The organism is Alkalicoccus luteus (assembly GCF_052061695.1).
In the GTDB taxonomy this organism is placed as follows: Bacteria; Bacillota; Bacilli; order Bacillales; family Salisediminibacteriaceae; genus Alkalicoccus; species Alkalicoccus luteus.
The window spans coordinates 16903-34841 of record NZ_JBPZEY010000012.1; the positions used below are offsets into that span (position 1 = coordinate 16903).

Sequence of the window (17939 nt, forward strand, 5' to 3'; positions counted from 1 at the left end):
TTTCCCTCAAAATAAACGTAATTCGATAAGGGACTATAGTTTTTCCTGTCATTAGGTGGTAAGGTATAGGCAGGTATAAAAAAGGTGGTGGGAACATGAGTGAACAGAGGGCAGAAGCGCTGACGGAAGAACAGGAGGAAACTCCGCTTCCTTCCAGAAGAGATAGGCACAGCAGCAGGAGCGCTCCGCGCAAACGAAAGAAAAAGAAAAAAAAGACCGGAAATGTGCAGTTTCCGCTGGTCCGTATCTGGCTCGTCCTGTTTTTTACGATTGTAGCAGCGATGTTCACTTATCCTGTCTGGATCGAGCAAATCCGCTGACAACGTGTCAGCGGTTTTTTACTATTCTATTTGCTTTAAGCTGATACTTGCGAGACGGGAGAGGCCGCATTGCGACGGTATCCCCTTGCATGAGCCCGTTTAGAAGCGGCTCGGTTCAGTTCATCAGTCACTTTGCACATTTAGCCTCTGTGATAGCACTCCTTTTGGCGTAACGAAAGACGTTTTACTGCCACCGGCTAAAAAAATTTAAAAGCTAAAATGACAACGCTTTCATTTTGTGGATTGCAGACGTTGATTCAAGTAGGATATGATGGGAAGGACAGTGTCAAACGTGCGCTGTCAATTACCAGAAGAGGTGATGTTATGAGTAAAATACCGTCAGATATTGAAATAGCACAGCAAGCGTCAATCAAGCGTGTCACACAAATAGCAGAGGAGCTTGGAATTTCGGAAGAAAAACTGGAGCCTTTCGGTCATTATAAGGCAAAACTGCCGTTGGACTTGATCAGTGACAAACCCGAAGCAAAGACCATCCTCGTAACAGCTGTCAATCCTACTCCGGCTGGAGAGGGAAAATCGACGGTCACTGTCGGGCTTGGACAGGCATTAAACAAGATAGGCAAAAAAGCAGTTGTAGCACTTAGAGAACCGTCGCTTGGTCCTACAATGGGGATGAAGGGTGGCGCTTGCGGTGGCGGGTATTCTCAGGTTATTCCAATGGAAGACATTAACCTGCATTTTACTGGCGATATTCATGCTATCACGACTGCACATAACGCACTGACGGCAATTATGGATAACCATATTCACCGCGGCAACGAGCTGAATATTGATGTGCGGAAGCTGACTTGGAAACGTGTGATGGATATGAACGACCGCTCACTCAGAAATATTGTTGCAGGACTTGGCGGACCGCTTCAAGGAACCCCTCATGAGAGCGGCTTTGATATTACAGTAGCGTCAGAAATAATGGCGATTCTTTGCCTTGCAGACAGTCTGGATGATCTGAAAAACCGATTGTCCCAGATGGTTGTTGGCTATAACTATGAGAATAAACCTGTTACATGCGGGGATCTTAAAGTGGAAGGTGCGTTGACACTTCTGTTGAAGGACGCGATCAAGCCGAACCTGGTGCAAACACTCGAAAACACTCCCGCCTTAATTCACGGAGGGCCGTTTGCTAACATCGCGCATGGCTGCAACAGTGTGATAGCGACAAAAATGGCTGCATCTCTCGGTGATTATGTTGTAACGGAAGCAGGATTTGGTGCAGATCTCGGGGCAGAGAAATTTTTGCATATTAAAGCCGCTTCCTCTGGAATAAAACCCGACCTCGTAGTGGTAGTTGCTACGATCAGAGCGCTTAAAATGCATGGCGGCGTAAATAAAAATGATCTAAAAAAAGAGAACGTCGAAGCGCTGCGTTCAGGAAGTGCAAACTTGCTGAAGCACGCAGAGACCCTGCGGTCATTTGGACTTCCTATTCTTGTTGCAGTGAATCGATTTGTACATGATACCGATGAGGAAATGGAAGCACTGAAACAAATTTGCTCCGATCACCATATTCCGGTCGAAACGGCAGAAGTTTGGGAGAAAGGCGGAGAAGGCGGGCGTGATCTCGCAAATCGGGCTGCTACACTGATTGAAGAAAAACCATCCGCCTTTACCCCTCTGTATAAATCTGGAGATTCGTTAGAGCAGAAAATAGACACGATTGTGAAAAGAGTATATGGGGGCGAGGGTGTTGTCTTCTCTAATAATGCCCAAAAGCAGTTAACCCTTTTCAAAGATAACGGGTGGGATGATCTGCCGATTTGTATGGCAAAAACGCAATATTCTCTTTCGGATGATCCTTCTGCTTTAGGAAGGCCGAAAAACTTTACTGTGACGGTCCGTGAGCTGCGCATCTCCGCCGGTGCAGGCTTCGTCGTTGTATTGACAGGAAATGTTATGACCATGCCCGGTCTGCCGGCACGTCCTGGTGCGGAAGATATGGATGTAACTTCTGATGGCAGGGCACTGGGATTGTTTTAAAGCAGAACAGCAACTGCACTGGATGGGTACATATACCAGTGCAGTTTTTCTGTTATACAGGCTGGTATCATAAAAGATTGACAGCTTTTTTTCGCAAAAAGGCATGTTGTTTACAACTTAATCTAAATGAAAACATATAGATGAAAAGTAACGGGAACCGAAAAGAAAGTGTTCTTTTTTCCTTTATGCACAAGTATATGATAAAATGTGACTAACAAATGTATAAACCTTCGGGAGGGCATCATGAATCGGATATGCGGAGCTGCGGCGGCGGCTGCAGGCTTAATGTACATGCGCTGGAGAGCGGAAGCTACGAAAGCGATGGAGCATTCGGTGTCTGTTCCTGGTGCCGGCAGGGAATGCCAGCTTCTTTTTATAAGCGATCTTCACTCACGTAAGCTTCAGGAGACGGATCTTCAATCATTTCCGGAAAAAGTTGATGCAGTAATTATTGGCGGTGATTTAGCTGAATTGGGAACGCCGGTTTCTGTCATCGATCATAATCTGGCGCTGCTGAACCGGTTCGGACCGTTGTTTGCAGTGAGAGGTAATCATGATTTCAGACGGCTTCCGCTTGTGGAAAGCCTTTATAAAAAATATAAGGCAACACTGCTCATTAATGAGTGGGTACAGCTGGATAACGGCTTAATATTGGCAGGAAGTGATGATGAGCTTGCTGGCTGTCCGGATCATATTCTTTCGGTCCCGCGTGAGTCCTCCGGTCCGTTTGTCTGGATTTGTCATAATCCAAGAACTCCGGAAACAGTGCACGTTAACCGCAGACCGGATCTCATTTTAAGCGGTCACACGCATGGAGGGCAAATTCGATTAGGATCATTTGGTCTCGACGAGGCAGGGGGCATCAAAGAGCGGTTTAACTCGACACTGCTGATTTCAAACGGATATGGAACGAGAAAAATACCGTTTCGACTTGGGGCGGCGCCCCACGTTCACTTATTAAATATGATTAATCATCGATAGCTCTGCTTGAAAACAGTCGGAAAGTGCTATAATCTTAATGACGTATACAACGAATATAGAAAAAGCAGGTGACGCAGGTATGGGTGAACCGCAAGGCAAATATAACATTAAAGCTGTATCCAACCTACTAGGCATTCACGCGGGGACTCTCAGGGCCTGGGAGCGGCGTTACAACATGATTGAGCCAGTGCGTAACGATGCAGGCCACAGACTTTATACGGATGAGCACGTAAGAATTTTAAAGTGGATCGTCAATAAAGTCGAAAACGGCTTCACAATCGGCCAGGCTGTTGACCTTTTGAACAAGCAGGAGGAACCGGCTTTTATTGAACACGATCCCCGTTATTCCAATCAGATGGACTTATTGAAGGAACAGCTTTTATTCGAGCTCCTAAAATTTCACGAGAGCAAGTCGAATGAATTAATCGACCGGGCCTTCAGTATGTTCTCTACAGAAAAAGTATTGATCCATATCCTTGGCGGAATTATGCAGGAAGTGGGCTTGAAGTGGGAGCGCGGCGAGATTCTCACAGCGCACGAACACTTTGTGACCTCGCTTTTGAGAACGAGAATCGGGATGGTGTTCCATTCACTTCCGGTTAATGGATTTCTGCCAAAAGTTATCTGTGTGTGCGGTCCCGACGATTCGCATGAAATCGGACTTTTAATTTTTACTTACTTCCTCAAGCAGAGAGGATACGAAACGATTTACTTAGGTGCCGGCATTCCAGGAGAAGATGTTAAAAAGGTGGTTGCCGAAGTAGATGCTAAAATGGTTGTTATCGCATCCACGATCCCGGCACATCGGGAAAAAGCTGTTAAACTGGCTGAGGATATTCATCAGTCGAACCTCATTAAAGTAGGGCTTGGCGGTCACGCGGTTGATCAAATGAGCCGTGAAGAGAAAATGAAGTGCAGAGATTACTTGATTGGCAGTTCGGAACCGGAATGGCGTGAATGGCTTAAGGAGAACTAATCATCGATTTCATTACCGTTTAGCATGGATATCCGGACCCCGCCATTTGCAGGCAGGTCCGGATTATTTTATGTAACAGAGTGAATGAATGTTTACCGCATCAGAATGATGCATATACGCAAAATGACGCGGCATGCGCCTCATCTGGAAAAGAGTTCAGACTGATTATGAAAAGCGCACAGCTGTTTTTAAATTTGTCCTTCAGCGTGCAAAATGGAATATATCGCTAATAGGGAAAAAGAGTGTGGAAAAATGGAGTGCACTTCTTTATAGTAGGTAGTGAAGGCAGATAGTATTAGAGACGACACGCAGGGGTGAAATGAATGGATGAAAAAGCTAAAGCTCCAGTAGCAGCTGACAAAAAAGATAATGTACTGGACTCGACCCAGACCGTTATTCACAAAGCACTTGGGAAGCTTGGCTACTCAGAAGAAGTTTTTGAATTGCTTAAAGAACCGATGCGCATGATGACAGTTCGAATACCGGTACGCATGGATGATGGATCGATTCAAATTTTCACCGGCTTTCGGGCACAGCACAATGATGCTGTCGGACCGACAAAGGGGGGAGTACGTTTCCATCCGGATGTTACAGAGACAGAAGTGAAAGCGCTGTCAATTTGGATGAGTCTCAAAGCTGGTATTGTTGATCTGCCATATGGAGGCGGCAAAGGCGGGATCGTTTGCGATCCGCGTAAAATGTCCTTTCCAGAAGTAGAGAGGTTGAGCCGAGGGTATGTCAGGGCGATTTCTCAAATTGTAGGTCCAACAAAGGACATCCCTGCGCCGGATGTGCAGACAAATTCTCAAATCATGGCCTGGATGATGGACGAATACAGCCGAATGAAAGAGTTTGATTCCCCTGGGTTTATTACAGGTAAACCGCTCGTGCTTGGAGGATCGCAGGGAAGAGAATCCGCCACAGCTAAAGGCGTGACAATCTGTATTCGAGAGGCCGCAAAACGGCGTGGAATCAATCTTGAAGGCGCAAGAATTGTTATTCAAGGTTTCGGGAACGCAGGAAGCTTTCTCGCAAAATTTATGCATGAAGCAGGTGCCAAGGTTGTGGGTATCTCAGATGTACAAGGCGCCCTTTATGACCCTGAAGGGCTGGACATCGATTATTTACTTGACCGCCGTGACAGCTTTGGTACAGTTTCCAATTTGTTTAAAAATACGATAACGAATGACGAACTGCTGGAGCTTGAATGTGATATTCTTGTACCCGCAGCGATTGAAAATCAAATAACCGAAGCAAACGCCAATCGCATTAAGGCAAGTATTATTGTTGAGGCTGCAAACGGGCCAACCACGATGGCTGCGACAGAAATCCTGTATAACAGAGGAATTCTGCTCGTTCCAGATGTACTTGCAAGTGCTGGCGGAGTAACTGTTTCCTATTTTGAATGGGTGCAGAATAACCAAGGCTATTACTGGACGGAAGAAGAGGTTGAGGATCGATTGGAGAAAGTAATGATTAAAGGCTTTGATAATGTCTATCGCGTTGCGCAGATGCGCAATGTAGATATGAGACTGGCCGCCTACATGGTGGGCGTTCGCAAAATGGCTGAGGCTAGCCGGTTTAGGGGCTGGATATAAAAAGAGGAGGCTTCAGGACTTGTCCTGAAGCTTTTTTATATGGAATACGGCCGTATTTTTGAGTTTCTCGTCAGGATCATATAAAATAAGGAACAGTTCATACGCAGGAAAGGAGCCGATCGGCTTGAAAAGCGAAACAGTCATCATTATCGGAGCGGGGCCATGCGGGCTTTCTGCAGCAATCGAGCTCCAGAAACGGGGCATAGATGCGCTCATTATTGAGAAGGGAAACCTCGTTCATGCCATTTACCAGTACCCTACCCATCAGCAGTTCTTCAGTACAAGCGAGAAATTGGAAATTGGTCAAGTGCCTTTTTACAGTACTGAGCGGAAACCGAAGCGAAACGAGGCGCTTGTTTACTACAGAAGAGCAGCAGACGAGTTTAATTTACGAATTAGCCCATATGAAGAGGTTACATCAGTAGAAAAAACGAAAAACGGTTTTACGCTGACTTCCGTGCATAAAGGAAGAAAAAAGCATTATCACTGCCGGTATGTAATAGCTGCAACCGGATACTACGGATCTCCTAATTTCATGCATATTCCGGGGGAAGATCAAGCGCACGTGCATCATTATTTTCATGAAGCACACCCGTACTTCAAACAAAAAGTAACGATTATCGGTGGTAAAAACTCTGCTGTAGATGCAGCGCTGGAATTAGAGAAAGCCGGGGCGGAGGTTACAGTGCTTTACAGAGGCAGTGATTATTCCACAAGTATAAAACCATGGATTCTCCCCGAGTTTGAGAGTTTGGTTCGACACGGTAAAATAAAGATGATATTTGAGGCAGAGGTCTGTCAAATTGATTCAGACAGCATTGTATATCAAAAAGACGGCGTAAAGAGCCATCTTGCAAGCGATGCGGTCTTTGCGATGACAGGCTATCATCCGGATCATCGCTTTTTGCGCAATATGGGGGTTAACGTTGATGACGATACTGGCAGACCCTTCTATGATCCGGATACGATGGAAACAAACGCAGCAGACATTTATATTGCAGGAGTCATAGCGGCAGGGAATAATGCAAACGAAATATTTATTGAAAACGGTCGCTGGCACGGGCAGCTCATAGCAAAAGCAGTTCTTGAAAAAGAAGCGCAGCCGAGTCGCTAGCCGGAAAAGATTTTCGCTTTCCTCAACGTGCTACTTGTGTCTTCATAGATGCAGATACATGCATCTGCCTGTGTTTGCAGAGGGGGGGGGAGGGCGACATATGCTTTCCTCCTGCTGTGCGCCGGATATTTGCCACGTTTTGAGCCCCCTCCACATCTGGCTGTTGGGACAGGAGCAGTGGAACGTTCGGTTACGTTTAACATGAGCTTGGAACTGCCGATTAATCTTCTTTGTGAGACCTCTCCTTTACAAACGGTAATGCCAGTGCTTGGCCCTATACGTGAGGAACACAATAAACAGTCTGAAAATGCTATGCTTTCGGAACGGTGAACGTTATAAATGGATGTGCGGAGCCGGACCGGGTCTGGCAGGCTTCGCAAAAGAAGCCTGAGTTTAAATGAAGCCCTGCCCCGCTCTCGGGCGCTGCTTCAATAAACGCAGGGGAATCTAAGTAATAGCGGAAGACAGACCCAAAAAACCAGCTAAATGAAGAACAACGTCATGTAAACGACTTAACAAGCAAGAAAAATGATTTTTTAATAGCCTGCGGGCAGCTTGTTCGCGATGCTGCTGATTTCTAACACCTTCATGCACGCCGCTGATGGGTTCAGAATAGCGGTTAGGGACGGCTGCATCCATACAAAGAATCATGGAAACGTTTCTTGGATTACAGGTGGAAATGGAGCTGATGTGATTGAAAAAAGTTACGGTACTGACGACAGGCGGAACGATCGCGAGCAGTCGTAATGAAAGAGGGAAACTGGAAGCAGGAATATATACCGGCGAAGAGCTGGCAGTTAAGCTGAGGCTTCCGGAAGATATAGAAGTAAGGGTTGTTTCTGTCTTGCAAAAAGCAAGTATACATATGACGCTCACTGATATGGATCAGCTGAGAAAACACATGGAAGAAGACTCGTGGGCAGATGGCTTTGTAGTGACCCACGGAACGGATACATTGGAAGAGTCCGCTTATTACATTGATTTGACTTATAAAGGTGAACGACCGATCGTATTTACCGGCTCGCAGCGGTCACCGGATCAGCTGGGGAGTGATGCCTTTATCAACCTCCGGCATGCAGTTTATACCGCTGCTTCCTCTCAGCTAACCGGTGTTGGAACGGTTGTTGTTTTTAATGAGAGAATTTTCTCTGCTGAATACGTAAAAAAAGAACATGCCTCTAACATTCAAGGCTTCAATGCATTTGGGTTTGGATATCTTGGCATCATCGATAACGATGTGGTGCACGTGTATCAGCGTCCGCTTCGCAGAGAGCATTTCAAGGTGAAGCCCCATGTTTCCCCGCGAGTCATATTAATAAAAGCACACTTGGAGGCAGATGATCTGCTGCTGCAAGCCTGTATCGATACTGGGGTAGACGGCATCATTTTAGAAGGGCTTGGCAGAGGTCAGGTAACAAAAAAGATGGCTTCAGCATGCGGACGTGCTGTAAAAGCAGGGATACCAATCGTGCTTACGACAGCTTCTGAAGAAGGCCACGTCTATACGACGTATGACTATGAAGGAAGCGCGTATGACTTGGTGAAGAAAGGTGTGCTTCTTGGAAGGGATGCCGACAGTAAAAAAGCCCGAATTCGCTTAACTGCCTGCCTGAAAGCCGGACTTAACCCGGCCGATTATTTCGGTCCAATTGATCATCCGGCGCTCTGACAGCTGCAGCAGGTACCGTGATACAAGCAGGAGGTGTCGGAAATGCTCAGTTTACTGGCGGCTGCGGTGGCTCCGGCACTGGCGCTGTTATTTTATTTTTATTTGAAAGATGAATTTGAGCAGGAGCCTGTTCACATGGTCATCCGCTGTTTCCTTTTTGGAGCTTTTTTAGTCCTTCCTGTCATGTTTGCCCAGTACATCATCGGTGCAGAAACAGCTTGGACTACTACACTTGCCGGAACTGCAGCAGTTCCGGCACTCCTTGAGGAACTGTTTAAATGGTTTACGGTAATGGCTGCTGTATATACGCATATTCACTTTAATCAGCGGTATGACGGAATTGTTTATGCCTGCGCAGTCGGACTAGGTTTTGCTTCCGTAGAAAACGTCTTTTACTTACTGGAGTATGGACTGGATTATGCGTTTATTCGAGCAGTGTTCCCCGTCTCCGGTCATGCGTTGTTTGCTGTTGTAATGGGCTATTATATTGGCAGAGCAAAGTTTGGCGGACACAGGAACCTCAACCTTTTTCTCGCTTTGCTTATTCCGGTTCTGCTACACTTCAGCTATAATTTCCTCGTTATTTCCAGGGATACAGCTGCTTTTGCAGCAGTTCCATTTATGATCGGACTTTGGATTCTTGCAATCTGGAAGGTGAAAAAGGCAAACCGGCTTCAGCATTCAGCTTTGCACATTTCTTGAATAAACAGCGCGTGCATTGTATAGTAGGGAGCAGATATGGTCGAACCTTAAACCGAGATGGAAGGGACGTGTTTTTTTGCCTGATACAAAACAACGCTTTAAAGTCGTGATTCGTTGTCAGGATTGTGGTGAAAAGTATATCCTCCGAGGACGTCCTAATGAAAATGGAGGATTTGACACCGGGTTTAAACGGTGTGTCTGTGGAAATGAATACCGCTTTGATATAGACGTAGCACCGGAATAAAGACAGGCTGAAAGCTGGCGTTTGTTAATATCGTTTTGTTTAGCGTTATGCAGCTGAATGAGAATAACCTTGATAGAACACTGGTAATGGTGATCCTCGCCTTTCCAGTGTTTTTTAATGCTGAACTTGCACGCATATAAGAAAAGCTCTCCATCGAGCTTACGCCTGACAGGAATGGCAGTAGGAGATTGAGGGATATTCTGGTATAATAAATAAAACTATTTAACCAGGGAGATGGGACCATGATCAAAGCGGGAACGCCGGTTGAAATGGAACTGAGATCCGCTTCAGAAGATGTCAGTAAGCTAAGAAGCAAGGTGCTGGACCTGCAAAAAGGATACATTTTTATCGACTATCCAGTTTCGATCGAGACGGGTCGTCCTAAGTTTTTTCTGGAGGGAACGGAATTTACCGTGTCGTTTGTCGGGCATGATGAAGCGGTATATATGTTTGATTCGTCGGTGGCAGGACGGGTAAAGCGGACACTTCCGATGCTAATCCTGAAACATCCCCCTGCTGATGAGTACCGGAGAATTCAACGGAGGCAGTATGTACGAATCGATTGTTCGTTAGACTGCGCTTTTTGGAGCGATGAAAAAGAATTCGAGCCGTTTACTACGATGACGCTGGATATTTCTGGAGGAGGAATGTCCTGTGTGCTGCCAGCAAAGCATCCGTTAAAAGAAAACGCACGATCTAACATTTGTATTTCGCTGCCATTTAAAAATGGGGAAACTAAATACGTAGAGGCACATGTCAGAACGGTTCGCATTATCCCTTCTGACTTCCAGACAAAAGCGTCGTTCGAGTTTCATGAACCCCCGGAGACCCTGCGCGAACTGCTCATCCGCTTTATTTTTGAACAGCAGCAGGAAGCGAGGGAGCGTGGATTGGACTGAGGCAGTCAAGCGGCCAGCTTTCTCAGGTTCACAATAAGAAACATTCTCCTTTATCGGTGCATATGTTAAAATAACGTCGTATAAAATTTTGTGCTGGAAGAGGTTTGGACGATGACGAGAGCAAATATTGCAATTGATGGACCAGCTGGTGCTGGCAAAAGTACAGTAGCGAAAAAGCTTGCAGCCGAGTTAGGCTTCACGTATATCGATACAGGGGCTATGTACAGAGCTCTTACATGGAAAGTGCTCCAAGAACAGGCGGACCCGGAAAATGAGCAGGCTGTGCTGGATATTCTTCAAAATATGCAGCTGGGACTGGATATGAAAAACAGCAGCGTTTTCGTAACGGTTGATCGTGTGGACGTGACCGACGCGATTCGTGAACAGGATGTAACTTCCCTCGTATCCTACACGGCAAGGCATGCCCGGATCCGAACGGAAATGGTGGAAAAACAAAAAGAGCTTGCCGCATCTGGAGGAACGGTGATGGATGGCAGAGATATTGGGACGGCTGTACTTCCCGATGCCTCCTACAAATTTTTTCTTAATGCTACTGTAGAAGAACGGGCAAAAAGAAGGCATGCTGAGCAGCTGTCAAAAGGGATGGACTCTGACTTGACAAAGCTCCGATATGAAATCGCTGAAAGGGACAGGATTGACTCAGAGCGTGAGACAGCTCCGCTTAAGAAAGCAGATGACGCTATCGAAGTGGATACAACTGCGATGACGATCGATCAGGTTGTAGCTTTTCTGCTCGACAGAGTAAAGGGAGTGGAACCGAATGAGTAAACTGTATGCGACAGGCCAATTCGTCTGCCGAACGTTTTTCAGGCTGTTTTACCGCCCGGAAATTGTCGGGAGAGAACATATTCCTAAGAAGAAAGGGGTGTTGATGTGCAGTAATCATATCAACAACCTTGATCCTCCGCTTGTCGGGGCGTTTTTAAAGCGTCAGACGCGGTTTATGGCGAAGTATGAGCTGTTTCAGCTTCCAATATTAAAAAAACTGCTTCCGGCCCTTGGTGCATTCCCCATTAAACGCGGGACAAGCGACCGTCAGGCAATGCGTGCAGGTTTAAAGCTCCTGAAGGAAGGGGAATTGGTAGGTGTATTTCCGGAAGGTACCCGGAGCAAGACTGGTACGCTCGGGAAAGGTCTCGCAGGTGTAGGATTCTTTGCTCTCCGCTCTGATGCAGCAATTGTTCCATGTGCGGTTATCGGGTCGTATAAGCCGTTTTCAAAAATCAAGCTGGTTTATGGAAAGCCGATTGATATGCAGCCGCTTCGGGATCGAAAGGCATCACCTGAAGAAGCAACAGCAGAAATTATGGCATCTATTCAAGAACTTTTAGATAAAAATAAAAAATAAGCAGGAATCTATACCGGAGACAGAGAAGTGCTAGTAACGAAGAAGTTTTAGGGCCCGGATTTTCTGACGGGATATAGGGAGGTAATTGTCAATGGTAGAAGAAATGAACAATGAAATGACAGATTTCCGGTCGTTATCGGTCGGAGATCTTGTCAAAGGTACTGTCGCCAAAGTGGAAGACAAGCAGGCGTATGTAAACGTCGGCTACAAGATGGACGGTGTTCTGCCTATCAGCGAATTGTCCAGTCTCCACGTCGAGAAAGTCGGAGACGTGCTCCAAGAGGGTGAAGAGTACGAATTTAAAGTAACGAAGCTTACAGAGGATGAACTTGTCCTTTCCAAAAAAGCAGTCGTAGCTGAAAAAGCTTGGGAAGAAATGGAACGCCGCCTCGAAAGCGGAGAGATCTTTGAGGCTGAAGTTGCAGATGTCGTAAAAGGCGGACTTGTCGTGGATGTAGGCGTCCGCGGATTTATTCCCGCATCTCTGGTAGAGCGTCACTATGTAGAAGACTTTTCTGACTACAAGGGACGTACACTTCGATTGAAAGCGGTTGAAATGGACCGCGAGCGCAATAAGCTGATTCTTTCCCAACGAGCAGTACTGGATGAAGAAGCAAGTGAACGTAAGAAAGACACACTCGAACAGATTAAGGAAGGCGATGTGATTGCAGGTACTGTTCAGAGGCTGACTGATTTCGGCGCTTTTGTCGATGTCGGCGGAGTGGATGGACTGGTTCACATTTCACAAATGGCGCATCAGCATGTTGAAAAGCCGTCTGATGTCGTTTCAGAAGGCGATCAAGTAAACGTTAAAGTGCTGTCTGTCGACCCGGACAATGAGCGAATCTCTCTTTCCATTAAAGATACGCTGCCGGGACCGTGGGAGTCCATTGCAAATGAGATTAAGCAGGATGATGTCATCGAAGGCACGGTCAAGCGACTCGTTTCATTTGGTGCCTTTATTGAAGTCGCCCCAGGAGTGGAAGGCCTTGTTCACATTTCTCAAATCGCAAACCGTCACATCGCTACTCCAGGTGAAGTGCTTACGGAAGGCGATACGGTGCAGGCAAAAGTTCTCGATGTGAACGTTGGCGAAAAACGAATCTCCCTCAGTATTCGCGTACTTGATGAGGATAAGCAGGAAAAAGAAGAAAGTGCGCGAAAGCAGGAGTATAAGAAAGAAGATGACGGCGGATTCTCACTCGGTGACATGATCGGGGATCAGCTGAAAAAGTATAAAAACTAATAAGAGAACAAGGTTCCGGTGTGGGCTTCCAGCTCATGCCGGTTTTTTTGAACTGTCCGCTCTGCTCATTTACGAAGAGCGGCTTTGATAAAGGAGGCCGTTATGACACGTGAACAACGAAAGCTGGATCATATTAAACATGCGCTAACCACAGCAGAAACCTCAGGAAACGGCTTTGATGATATACAGTTCATTCACCAGAGCTTTCCTGAACTGGATGTAGATCAAACGGATTTAACGTCAGCCATCGGTCCGATTTCATCAGCTGCGCCTTTCATGGTCAACGCGATGACAGGCGGCGGCGGTGATAAAACAAAAGAAATAAATGGGGCTATCGCTGAATTGGCAGGCACATTAGGAATTCCTGCTGCATGCGGCTCGCAAATGGCCGCTGTCAAGGACCCTTCACAGCGTACTACGTTTTCCGTGATGCGGGACCGAAGTCCTCGGGGCACGCTGTTTGCAAACATCGGTGCCGAAGCGGACGTTGCTGATGCAGAGGCGGCAGTTGAAATGATTCAAGCAGACGCTTTGCAGGTTCATATTAATCCAATTCAGGAATTGGTGATGCCGGAGGGGGACCGCCACTTTACTGGCGTGTTAACGAAAATTGCGGCGATCAAGCAAGAGCTGGAGCTGCCTGTAATCGTAAAAGAAGTTGGATTTGGCATGTCTATGGAGGCAGCGGAACTTGCAGTCGAAGCAGGAGCAGACATCATTGATACCGGCGGCCGCGGCGGCACCAACTTTTCTGCGGTAGAGAACAGCCGGCGACAGCAGGCATTAACAATGTTTGACAGCTGGGGAATTTCTACTGCCGTTTCACTGATTGAAAGCCTGCATGCTGTTAACGTTCCAGTGATCGCTTCAGGCGGTATTCGTACGGTGGATGATGTATTGAAATCACTTTCTTGCGGAGCTGCAGCGTGCGGAATGGCCGGCGCCGTTTTAAAAAGCCTTCAGGAAAAAGGTCTTGAAAAAACCGCTCAGGAAATGAACGATATGATAGAATATATAAGGCTCGGAATGACGGCACTTGGAAAGAGGCATGTACGAAATCTAACCCAGTCCCCGATTCTTATTTCCGGAAACACCGGACACTGGCTGGAAGAGCGGGGAATCAGCACATCAGCTTTTGCCAGACGCATGGCTGATAACTAGCATCAGCTCCTAAAACCTTGTCTAAAATGACGGGCCGTCTATGATATAATGATTCCAAAGCTAGGAACGGGATCAGAAAGCAGGGATAGAAGTGTCAAAACCAGTATTAGCAATCGTTGGAAGACCAAACGTTGGAAAATCTACTATTTTTAATAGATTAATAGGAGAACGTCTGGCAATTGTAGAAGATAAACCAGGAGTAACTCGTGATAGAATTTACAGCTCGGCTGACTGGCTCCATCACCAGTTCTTTATCATTGATACCGGTGGAATTGAAATCACGAACGAGCCACTCATGGAACAAATGCGCGCCCAGGCCGAACTGGCTATTGATGAAGCAGATGTGATCTGCTTTGTCGTAAATGGAAGAGACGGCATTACAGGTGCAGATGAAGAAGTAGCCCGGCTGCTGCAGCGCTCAAACAAGCCGGTCGTTATTGCCGTTAATAAGCTTGACGATCCTACTATGCATGATAAACTCTATGAGTTTTACAGCCTTGGCGTAGGAGATGTTTTTCCTGTATCTGGATCTCACGGTTTGGGTCTCGGTGATCTTCTGGATTCTGCAGCGTCCCATTTTCCGGCAGATGAAGGGGATGGCTACGAGGATGATACAATCCGGATGAGCTTGATCGGCCGTCCAAACGTTGGAAAATCGTCGCTCGTTAATGCTGTTCTCGGTGAGGAGCGTGTCATAGTCAGCAATATTCCGGGAACAACACGGGATGCCATCGATACGCCTTTTACAAAGGATGATCGCGACTACGTTATTATCGATACAGCCGGCATGCGTAAAAAAGGCAAAGTGTACGAATCGACGGAAAAATACAGTGTGCTGCGCGCGCTGCGTGCTATTGAACGTTCAGACGTTGTATTAGTCGTATTGGACGGAGAAGAGGGCATTATTGAACAAGATAAAAAGATAGCCGGGTATGCGCATGAGGCAGGAAGAGCCATTGTGATCGTCGTTAATAAATGGGATGCCGTTAAGAAAGATGATAAAACCATGCAGCGTTTTGAAGATAAAATCCGGCAGGAGTTTCAATATTTGGACTATGCGCCAATCGTGTTTTTATCAGCGTTGACGAAGCAGAAGATTCAAAACCTTCTTCCGGTTGTAAATGAAGTTAGTGAAGCCCATAATCTGCGAATCAAAACAAACGTGCTTAATGATGTCATCGTCGATGCGGTTACATCTAATCCGACGCCTACCGACCACGGAGGCAAACGACTGCGAATTAATTACGCGACCCAGGTTTCTGTTGCACCGCCGACGTTCGTGCTGTTTGTTAACGATCCGGAACTGCTGCATTTCTCCTACAAGCGGTATTTGGAAAACAACATCCGCAGAGCGTTTGGATTTGCGGGCACACCGATTCGTATCTTAGCGAGAAAGAAAAGTGACTAAACCATTCGTAGATTCGCTTCAGAAACAAAACGCCTGCAGGTAATCAGTCGCGCGCTGCTCGACTCTGGTCTGCCTGCAGTGGAAAGGAGGAATTTTGATGGCAATTGCAGCTGTCATCTTATCTTATTTGATCGGCGCTGTAAGCTTCAGCTATTTAATGGGGCAGCTTTTAAAGAAGCTGGATATCAGAGATCACGGAAGTGGAAACGCAGGAGCTACGAATACGCTGCGTGTCTTAGGCATTGGTCCCGCCATTGCTGTTCTGCTGCTGGATACAGCTAAAGGGATAGCTGCAGTATGGCTAGGCTTCAGCTGGAGCGGGGGAGATCCGCTTTTTGCTGCCATGGCTGGTACTGCGGCTGTAATCGGTCATAATTGGCCGGTATACTTCGGTTTTCGAGGCGGTAAAGGTGTAGCAACGACGATAGGGGTCATGGCGGTGCTCGTCTTCTGGCCCGCGCTGATTGCCGGTACTGCAGCGATCATCTCCATAGCGGTGACAAGATACGTGTCGCTCGGCTCTCTCTTGTTCATGTTTGGAACGACGCTGCTCACGGCGGCGCTGCTGCCAGTCTTTGACTATCCGCCAGTTTATTTGTACTTCCTTGCAGGTTTAACAGCTTTATCGATTTGGAGGCATCGAACGAATATAAAACGTTTGAAAGACGGAACAGAGAGCAGGCTCGGTCAAAAAGCAGAATCCAGTTCGTAAGGGGGCGCTTGTATGAAGAAAACAGCCGTTATAGGAGCAGGCAGCTGGGGGACAGCATTAGCTGGTGTTCTGGCTGATAATGGTCACGACGTGACGATTTGGGCACGGAAAACAGAAATTGCTGAAGAAATTAATACACATGCGACGAACAGCAAATATTTGCCAGACATCAGCTTGCCTGAGACCATTAAAGCAGTTACAGATATGAGAAGAGCTGTAGAACACGCAGATGCCGTCATTCTGGTCGTACCGACTAAAGCAATGCGTGCTGTCCTGCAGGATATTCGTCCGCATTTACAGGAAGAAACATTGCTCGTCCATGCGAGCAAAGGAATTGAGCCTGAAACCCATCTTCGCGTTTCTGAAATTATCGCAGAAGAGCTTGATCGCACTGACGTCGTTTGTTTAAGCGGACCTTCTCATGCAGAGGAAGTTTGCAGAAGGCAGCCGACTACGGTTACGTGCAGCTCTATACATATGGAACTCGCAGAAGAAGCGCAGGATTTATTTATGAATCAGTTCTTCCGCGTGTATACAAACCCTGATCTGATTGGAGTTGAGATTGGCGGATCGCTTAAAAATATCATTGCAATCGGTTCCGGCATGACGAGCGGACTTGGTTTTGGTGATAACGCCCGTGCTGCTTTAATGACGAGAGGCCTCGCAGAAATTTCCCGGCTTGGTGTTAAGCTGGGAGGCAACCCGCTGACGTTCTCCGGACTTTCAGGTCTTGGCGATTTAATTGTTACCTGTACGTCTCATCACAGCCGCAACTGGCGGGCGGGGAACATGATTGGGAAAGGCAAAACTGCTGATGAGGTTGAGAGTGAGATGGGGATGGTCGTAGAAGGGATGCGAACCGCAAAAGCTGCTTATCAGCTCTCAAATAAGCTGGATATCGATATGCCGATCACGTCAGAGCTGTATGCAGTTTTGTTTGAAGAGAAGGATGTAAAAGAAGCGGTGGAAGCACTCATGGGCCGCGTGAAAAAGAAGGAAGTGGAAGGGATTATGAGCGGAACACTGCCGGAAGGCGGCAAAGACCCGCTCGATCACCTCGAGCCTTGATGGCCATAAAAAAAGCTTATCGGACTTATAGACAGCCTGGAGAAAGCATTGCTTTCTCCAGGCTGTCTTTTTGCAGAATTTCTTTAGGACGGCGAGCTGATTGCCTCATCTTAAAAAGCGAGCATGAGAAAATGTGACAATCTGCTGAACACGTGATTATCCCTGACCGCGAACCAGTTGCCTGCAAAGGCAGAGAGGGCAGTATTGTGCTATAATGATGCAGAATGGAACCAAGAGGGGGAATGAGAATGTTTGAGGATCCCTTAATGAAAATGTGGGTATCTTTTATTGCAATGGGACTTATGTTTGTTTCTGTAATCATTACTATTTTTACAAAAGAGAAGCTGAGGGGGGTCCTCCGGTATTCTTTGCTGACAATAAGCTTTATTTGCATTATCGTATCTGGTCTGATCGTTTTCTTAGTAACATTCAGCGGCCCCGTACCGGAATAATTTCTAGTTAAAGGCGGGAATGGTT

The 17939-nt window shown here is 46.7% G+C and carries 17 protein-coding genes; all 17 read left to right on the top strand.

All coding sequences use genetic code 11. From position 1 onward, the window contains the following. Nucleotides 1-95: 95 nt before the first annotated feature. The 17 genes from ACSZLD_RS14510 to ACSZLD_RS14590 all read left to right on the top strand — a co-directional run bounded on the left by ACSZLD_RS14510 (nucleotide 96) and on the right by ACSZLD_RS14590 (nucleotide 17914). Nucleotides 96-320: a hypothetical protein gene (locus ACSZLD_RS14510; RefSeq protein WP_377910586.1), complete on the top strand. Its 225-nt coding sequence runs from the start codon at nucleotides 96-98 to the stop codon at nucleotides 318-320. 324 nt (nucleotides 321-644) lie between these two features. Further along, the gene (locus ACSZLD_RS14515; protein WP_377910585.1) at nucleotides 645-2315 is read left to right on the top strand and encodes a formate--tetrahydrofolate ligase; all 1671 of its coding nucleotides are present in this window, start codon (nucleotides 645-647) and stop codon (nucleotides 2313-2315) included. A 243-nt stretch (nucleotides 2316-2558) separates the two neighbouring features. After that, nucleotides 2559-3296 (top strand): metallophosphoesterase, encoded by a 738-nt coding sequence (locus ACSZLD_RS14520; RefSeq protein WP_444685605.1) that lies wholly within the window; start codon nucleotides 2559-2561, stop codon nucleotides 3294-3296. A 79-nt stretch (nucleotides 3297-3375) separates the two neighbouring features. Continuing rightward, nucleotides 3376-4272 carry a MerR family transcriptional regulator gene (locus ACSZLD_RS14525; protein ID WP_377910583.1) on the top strand — a complete coding sequence of 299 codons (897 nt, stop codon included), beginning with the start codon at nucleotides 3376-3378 and terminating at the stop codon, nucleotides 4270-4272. Between the two features lie 323 nt (nucleotides 4273-4595). Continuing rightward, nucleotides 4596-5870, top strand: coding sequence for a Glu/Leu/Phe/Val family dehydrogenase (locus ACSZLD_RS14530; protein WP_377910582.1), 1275 nt, complete (start codon nucleotides 4596-4598; stop codon nucleotides 5868-5870). Nucleotides 5871-5994: 124 nt separating this feature from the next. Beyond that, on the top strand, nucleotides 5995-6984 hold the full coding sequence (locus tag ACSZLD_RS14535; RefSeq protein ID WP_444685606.1) for a YpdA family putative bacillithiol disulfide reductase: 990 nt from the start codon (nucleotides 5995-5997) through the stop codon (nucleotides 6982-6984). 694 nt (nucleotides 6985-7678) lie between these two features. Beyond that, nucleotides 7679-8653, top strand: a complete 975-nt coding sequence (locus ACSZLD_RS14540) for an asparaginase (protein ID WP_377910579.1) — start codon at nucleotides 7679-7681, stop codon at nucleotides 8651-8653. Between the two features lie 42 nt (nucleotides 8654-8695). After that, on the top strand, nucleotides 8696-9355 hold the full coding sequence (gene prsW, locus ACSZLD_RS14545) for a glutamic-type intramembrane protease PrsW (protein ID WP_444685607.1): 660 nt from the start codon (nucleotides 8696-8698) through the stop codon (nucleotides 9353-9355). Between the two features lie 486 nt (nucleotides 9356-9841). Continuing rightward, nucleotides 9842-10498 (top strand): flagellar brake protein, encoded by a 657-nt coding sequence (locus tag ACSZLD_RS14550; protein ID WP_377910577.1) that lies wholly within the window; start codon nucleotides 9842-9844, stop codon nucleotides 10496-10498. A 111-nt stretch (nucleotides 10499-10609) separates the two neighbouring features. Continuing rightward, the gene (cmk, locus tag ACSZLD_RS14555; RefSeq protein ID WP_377910576.1) at nucleotides 10610-11287 is read left to right on the top strand and encodes a (d)CMP kinase; all 678 of its coding nucleotides are present in this window, start codon (nucleotides 10610-10612) and stop codon (nucleotides 11285-11287) included. Beyond that, complete coding sequence (locus tag ACSZLD_RS14560) at nucleotides 11280-11867, top strand: lysophospholipid acyltransferase family protein (RefSeq protein WP_377910575.1); 588 nt, start codon at nucleotides 11280-11282, stop codon at nucleotides 11865-11867. The genes cmk and ACSZLD_RS14560 overlap by 8 nt, the downstream gene beginning before the upstream one ends. A 91-nt stretch (nucleotides 11868-11958) precedes the next feature. Beyond that, complete coding sequence (gene rpsA, locus ACSZLD_RS14565) at nucleotides 11959-13113, top strand: 30S ribosomal protein S1 (RefSeq protein WP_168007399.1); 1155 nt, start codon at nucleotides 11959-11961, stop codon at nucleotides 13111-13113. Nucleotides 13114-13215: 102 nt separating this feature from the next. Then, on the top strand, nucleotides 13216-14274 hold the full coding sequence (gene fni, locus ACSZLD_RS14570) for a type 2 isopentenyl-diphosphate Delta-isomerase (RefSeq protein WP_444685608.1): 1059 nt from the start codon (nucleotides 13216-13218) through the stop codon (nucleotides 14272-14274). A gap of 91 nt (nucleotides 14275-14365) precedes the next feature. After that, entirely contained in the window at nucleotides 14366-15682 is a 1317-nt protein-coding gene (gene der, locus ACSZLD_RS14575) for a ribosome biogenesis GTPase Der (RefSeq protein WP_444685609.1), read from the top strand. Between the two features lie 97 nt (nucleotides 15683-15779). Then, on the top strand, nucleotides 15780-16394 hold the full coding sequence (gene plsY, locus ACSZLD_RS14580) for a glycerol-3-phosphate 1-O-acyltransferase PlsY (RefSeq protein WP_444685610.1): 615 nt from the start codon (nucleotides 15780-15782) through the stop codon (nucleotides 16392-16394). 12 nt (nucleotides 16395-16406) lie between these two features. Then, on the top strand, nucleotides 16407-17462 hold the full coding sequence (locus ACSZLD_RS14585; protein WP_444685611.1) for an NAD(P)H-dependent glycerol-3-phosphate dehydrogenase: 1056 nt from the start codon (nucleotides 16407-16409) through the stop codon (nucleotides 17460-17462). Between the two features lie 272 nt (nucleotides 17463-17734). After that, nucleotides 17735-17914 (top strand): DUF2768 domain-containing protein, encoded by a 180-nt coding sequence (locus tag ACSZLD_RS14590; RefSeq protein WP_343033721.1) that lies wholly within the window; start codon nucleotides 17735-17737, stop codon nucleotides 17912-17914. Nucleotides 17915-17939 lie beyond the last annotated feature (25 nt).

Coding starts and splice junctions, on each gene's coding strand:
- ACSZLD_RS14510 (WP_377910586.1), top strand. CDS start 96: ATGAGTGAACAGAGGGCAGAAGCGCTGACGGAAGAACAGGAGGAAACT.
- ACSZLD_RS14515 (WP_377910585.1), top strand. CDS start 645: ATGAGTAAAATACCGTCAGATATTGAAATAGCACAGCAAGCGTCAATC.
- ACSZLD_RS14520 (WP_444685605.1), top strand. CDS start 2,559: ATGAATCGGATATGCGGAGCTGCGGCGGCGGCTGCAGGCTTAATGTAC.
- ACSZLD_RS14525 (WP_377910583.1), top strand. CDS start 3,376: ATGGGTGAACCGCAAGGCAAATATAACATTAAAGCTGTATCCAACCTA.
- ACSZLD_RS14530 (WP_377910582.1), top strand. CDS start 4,596: ATGGATGAAAAAGCTAAAGCTCCAGTAGCAGCTGACAAAAAAGATAAT.
- prsW (WP_444685607.1), top strand. CDS start 8,696: ATGCTCAGTTTACTGGCGGCTGCGGTGGCTCCGGCACTGGCGCTGTTA.
- ACSZLD_RS14550 (WP_377910577.1), top strand. CDS start 9,842: ATGATCAAAGCGGGAACGCCGGTTGAAATGGAACTGAGATCCGCTTCA.
- cmk (WP_377910576.1), top strand. CDS start 10,610: ATGACGAGAGCAAATATTGCAATTGATGGACCAGCTGGTGCTGGCAAA.
- ACSZLD_RS14560 (WP_377910575.1), top strand. CDS start 11,280: ATGAGTAAACTGTATGCGACAGGCCAATTCGTCTGCCGAACGTTTTTC.
- rpsA (WP_168007399.1), top strand. CDS start 11,959: ATGGTAGAAGAAATGAACAATGAAATGACAGATTTCCGGTCGTTATCG.
- fni (WP_444685608.1), top strand. CDS start 13,216: ATGACACGTGAACAACGAAAGCTGGATCATATTAAACATGCGCTAACC.
- plsY (WP_444685610.1), top strand. CDS start 15,780: ATGGCAATTGCAGCTGTCATCTTATCTTATTTGATCGGCGCTGTAAGC.
- ACSZLD_RS14585 (WP_444685611.1), top strand. CDS start 16,407: ATGAAGAAAACAGCCGTTATAGGAGCAGGCAGCTGGGGGACAGCATTA.
- ACSZLD_RS14590 (WP_343033721.1), top strand. CDS start 17,735: ATGTGGGTATCTTTTATTGCAATGGGACTTATGTTTGTTTCTGTAATC.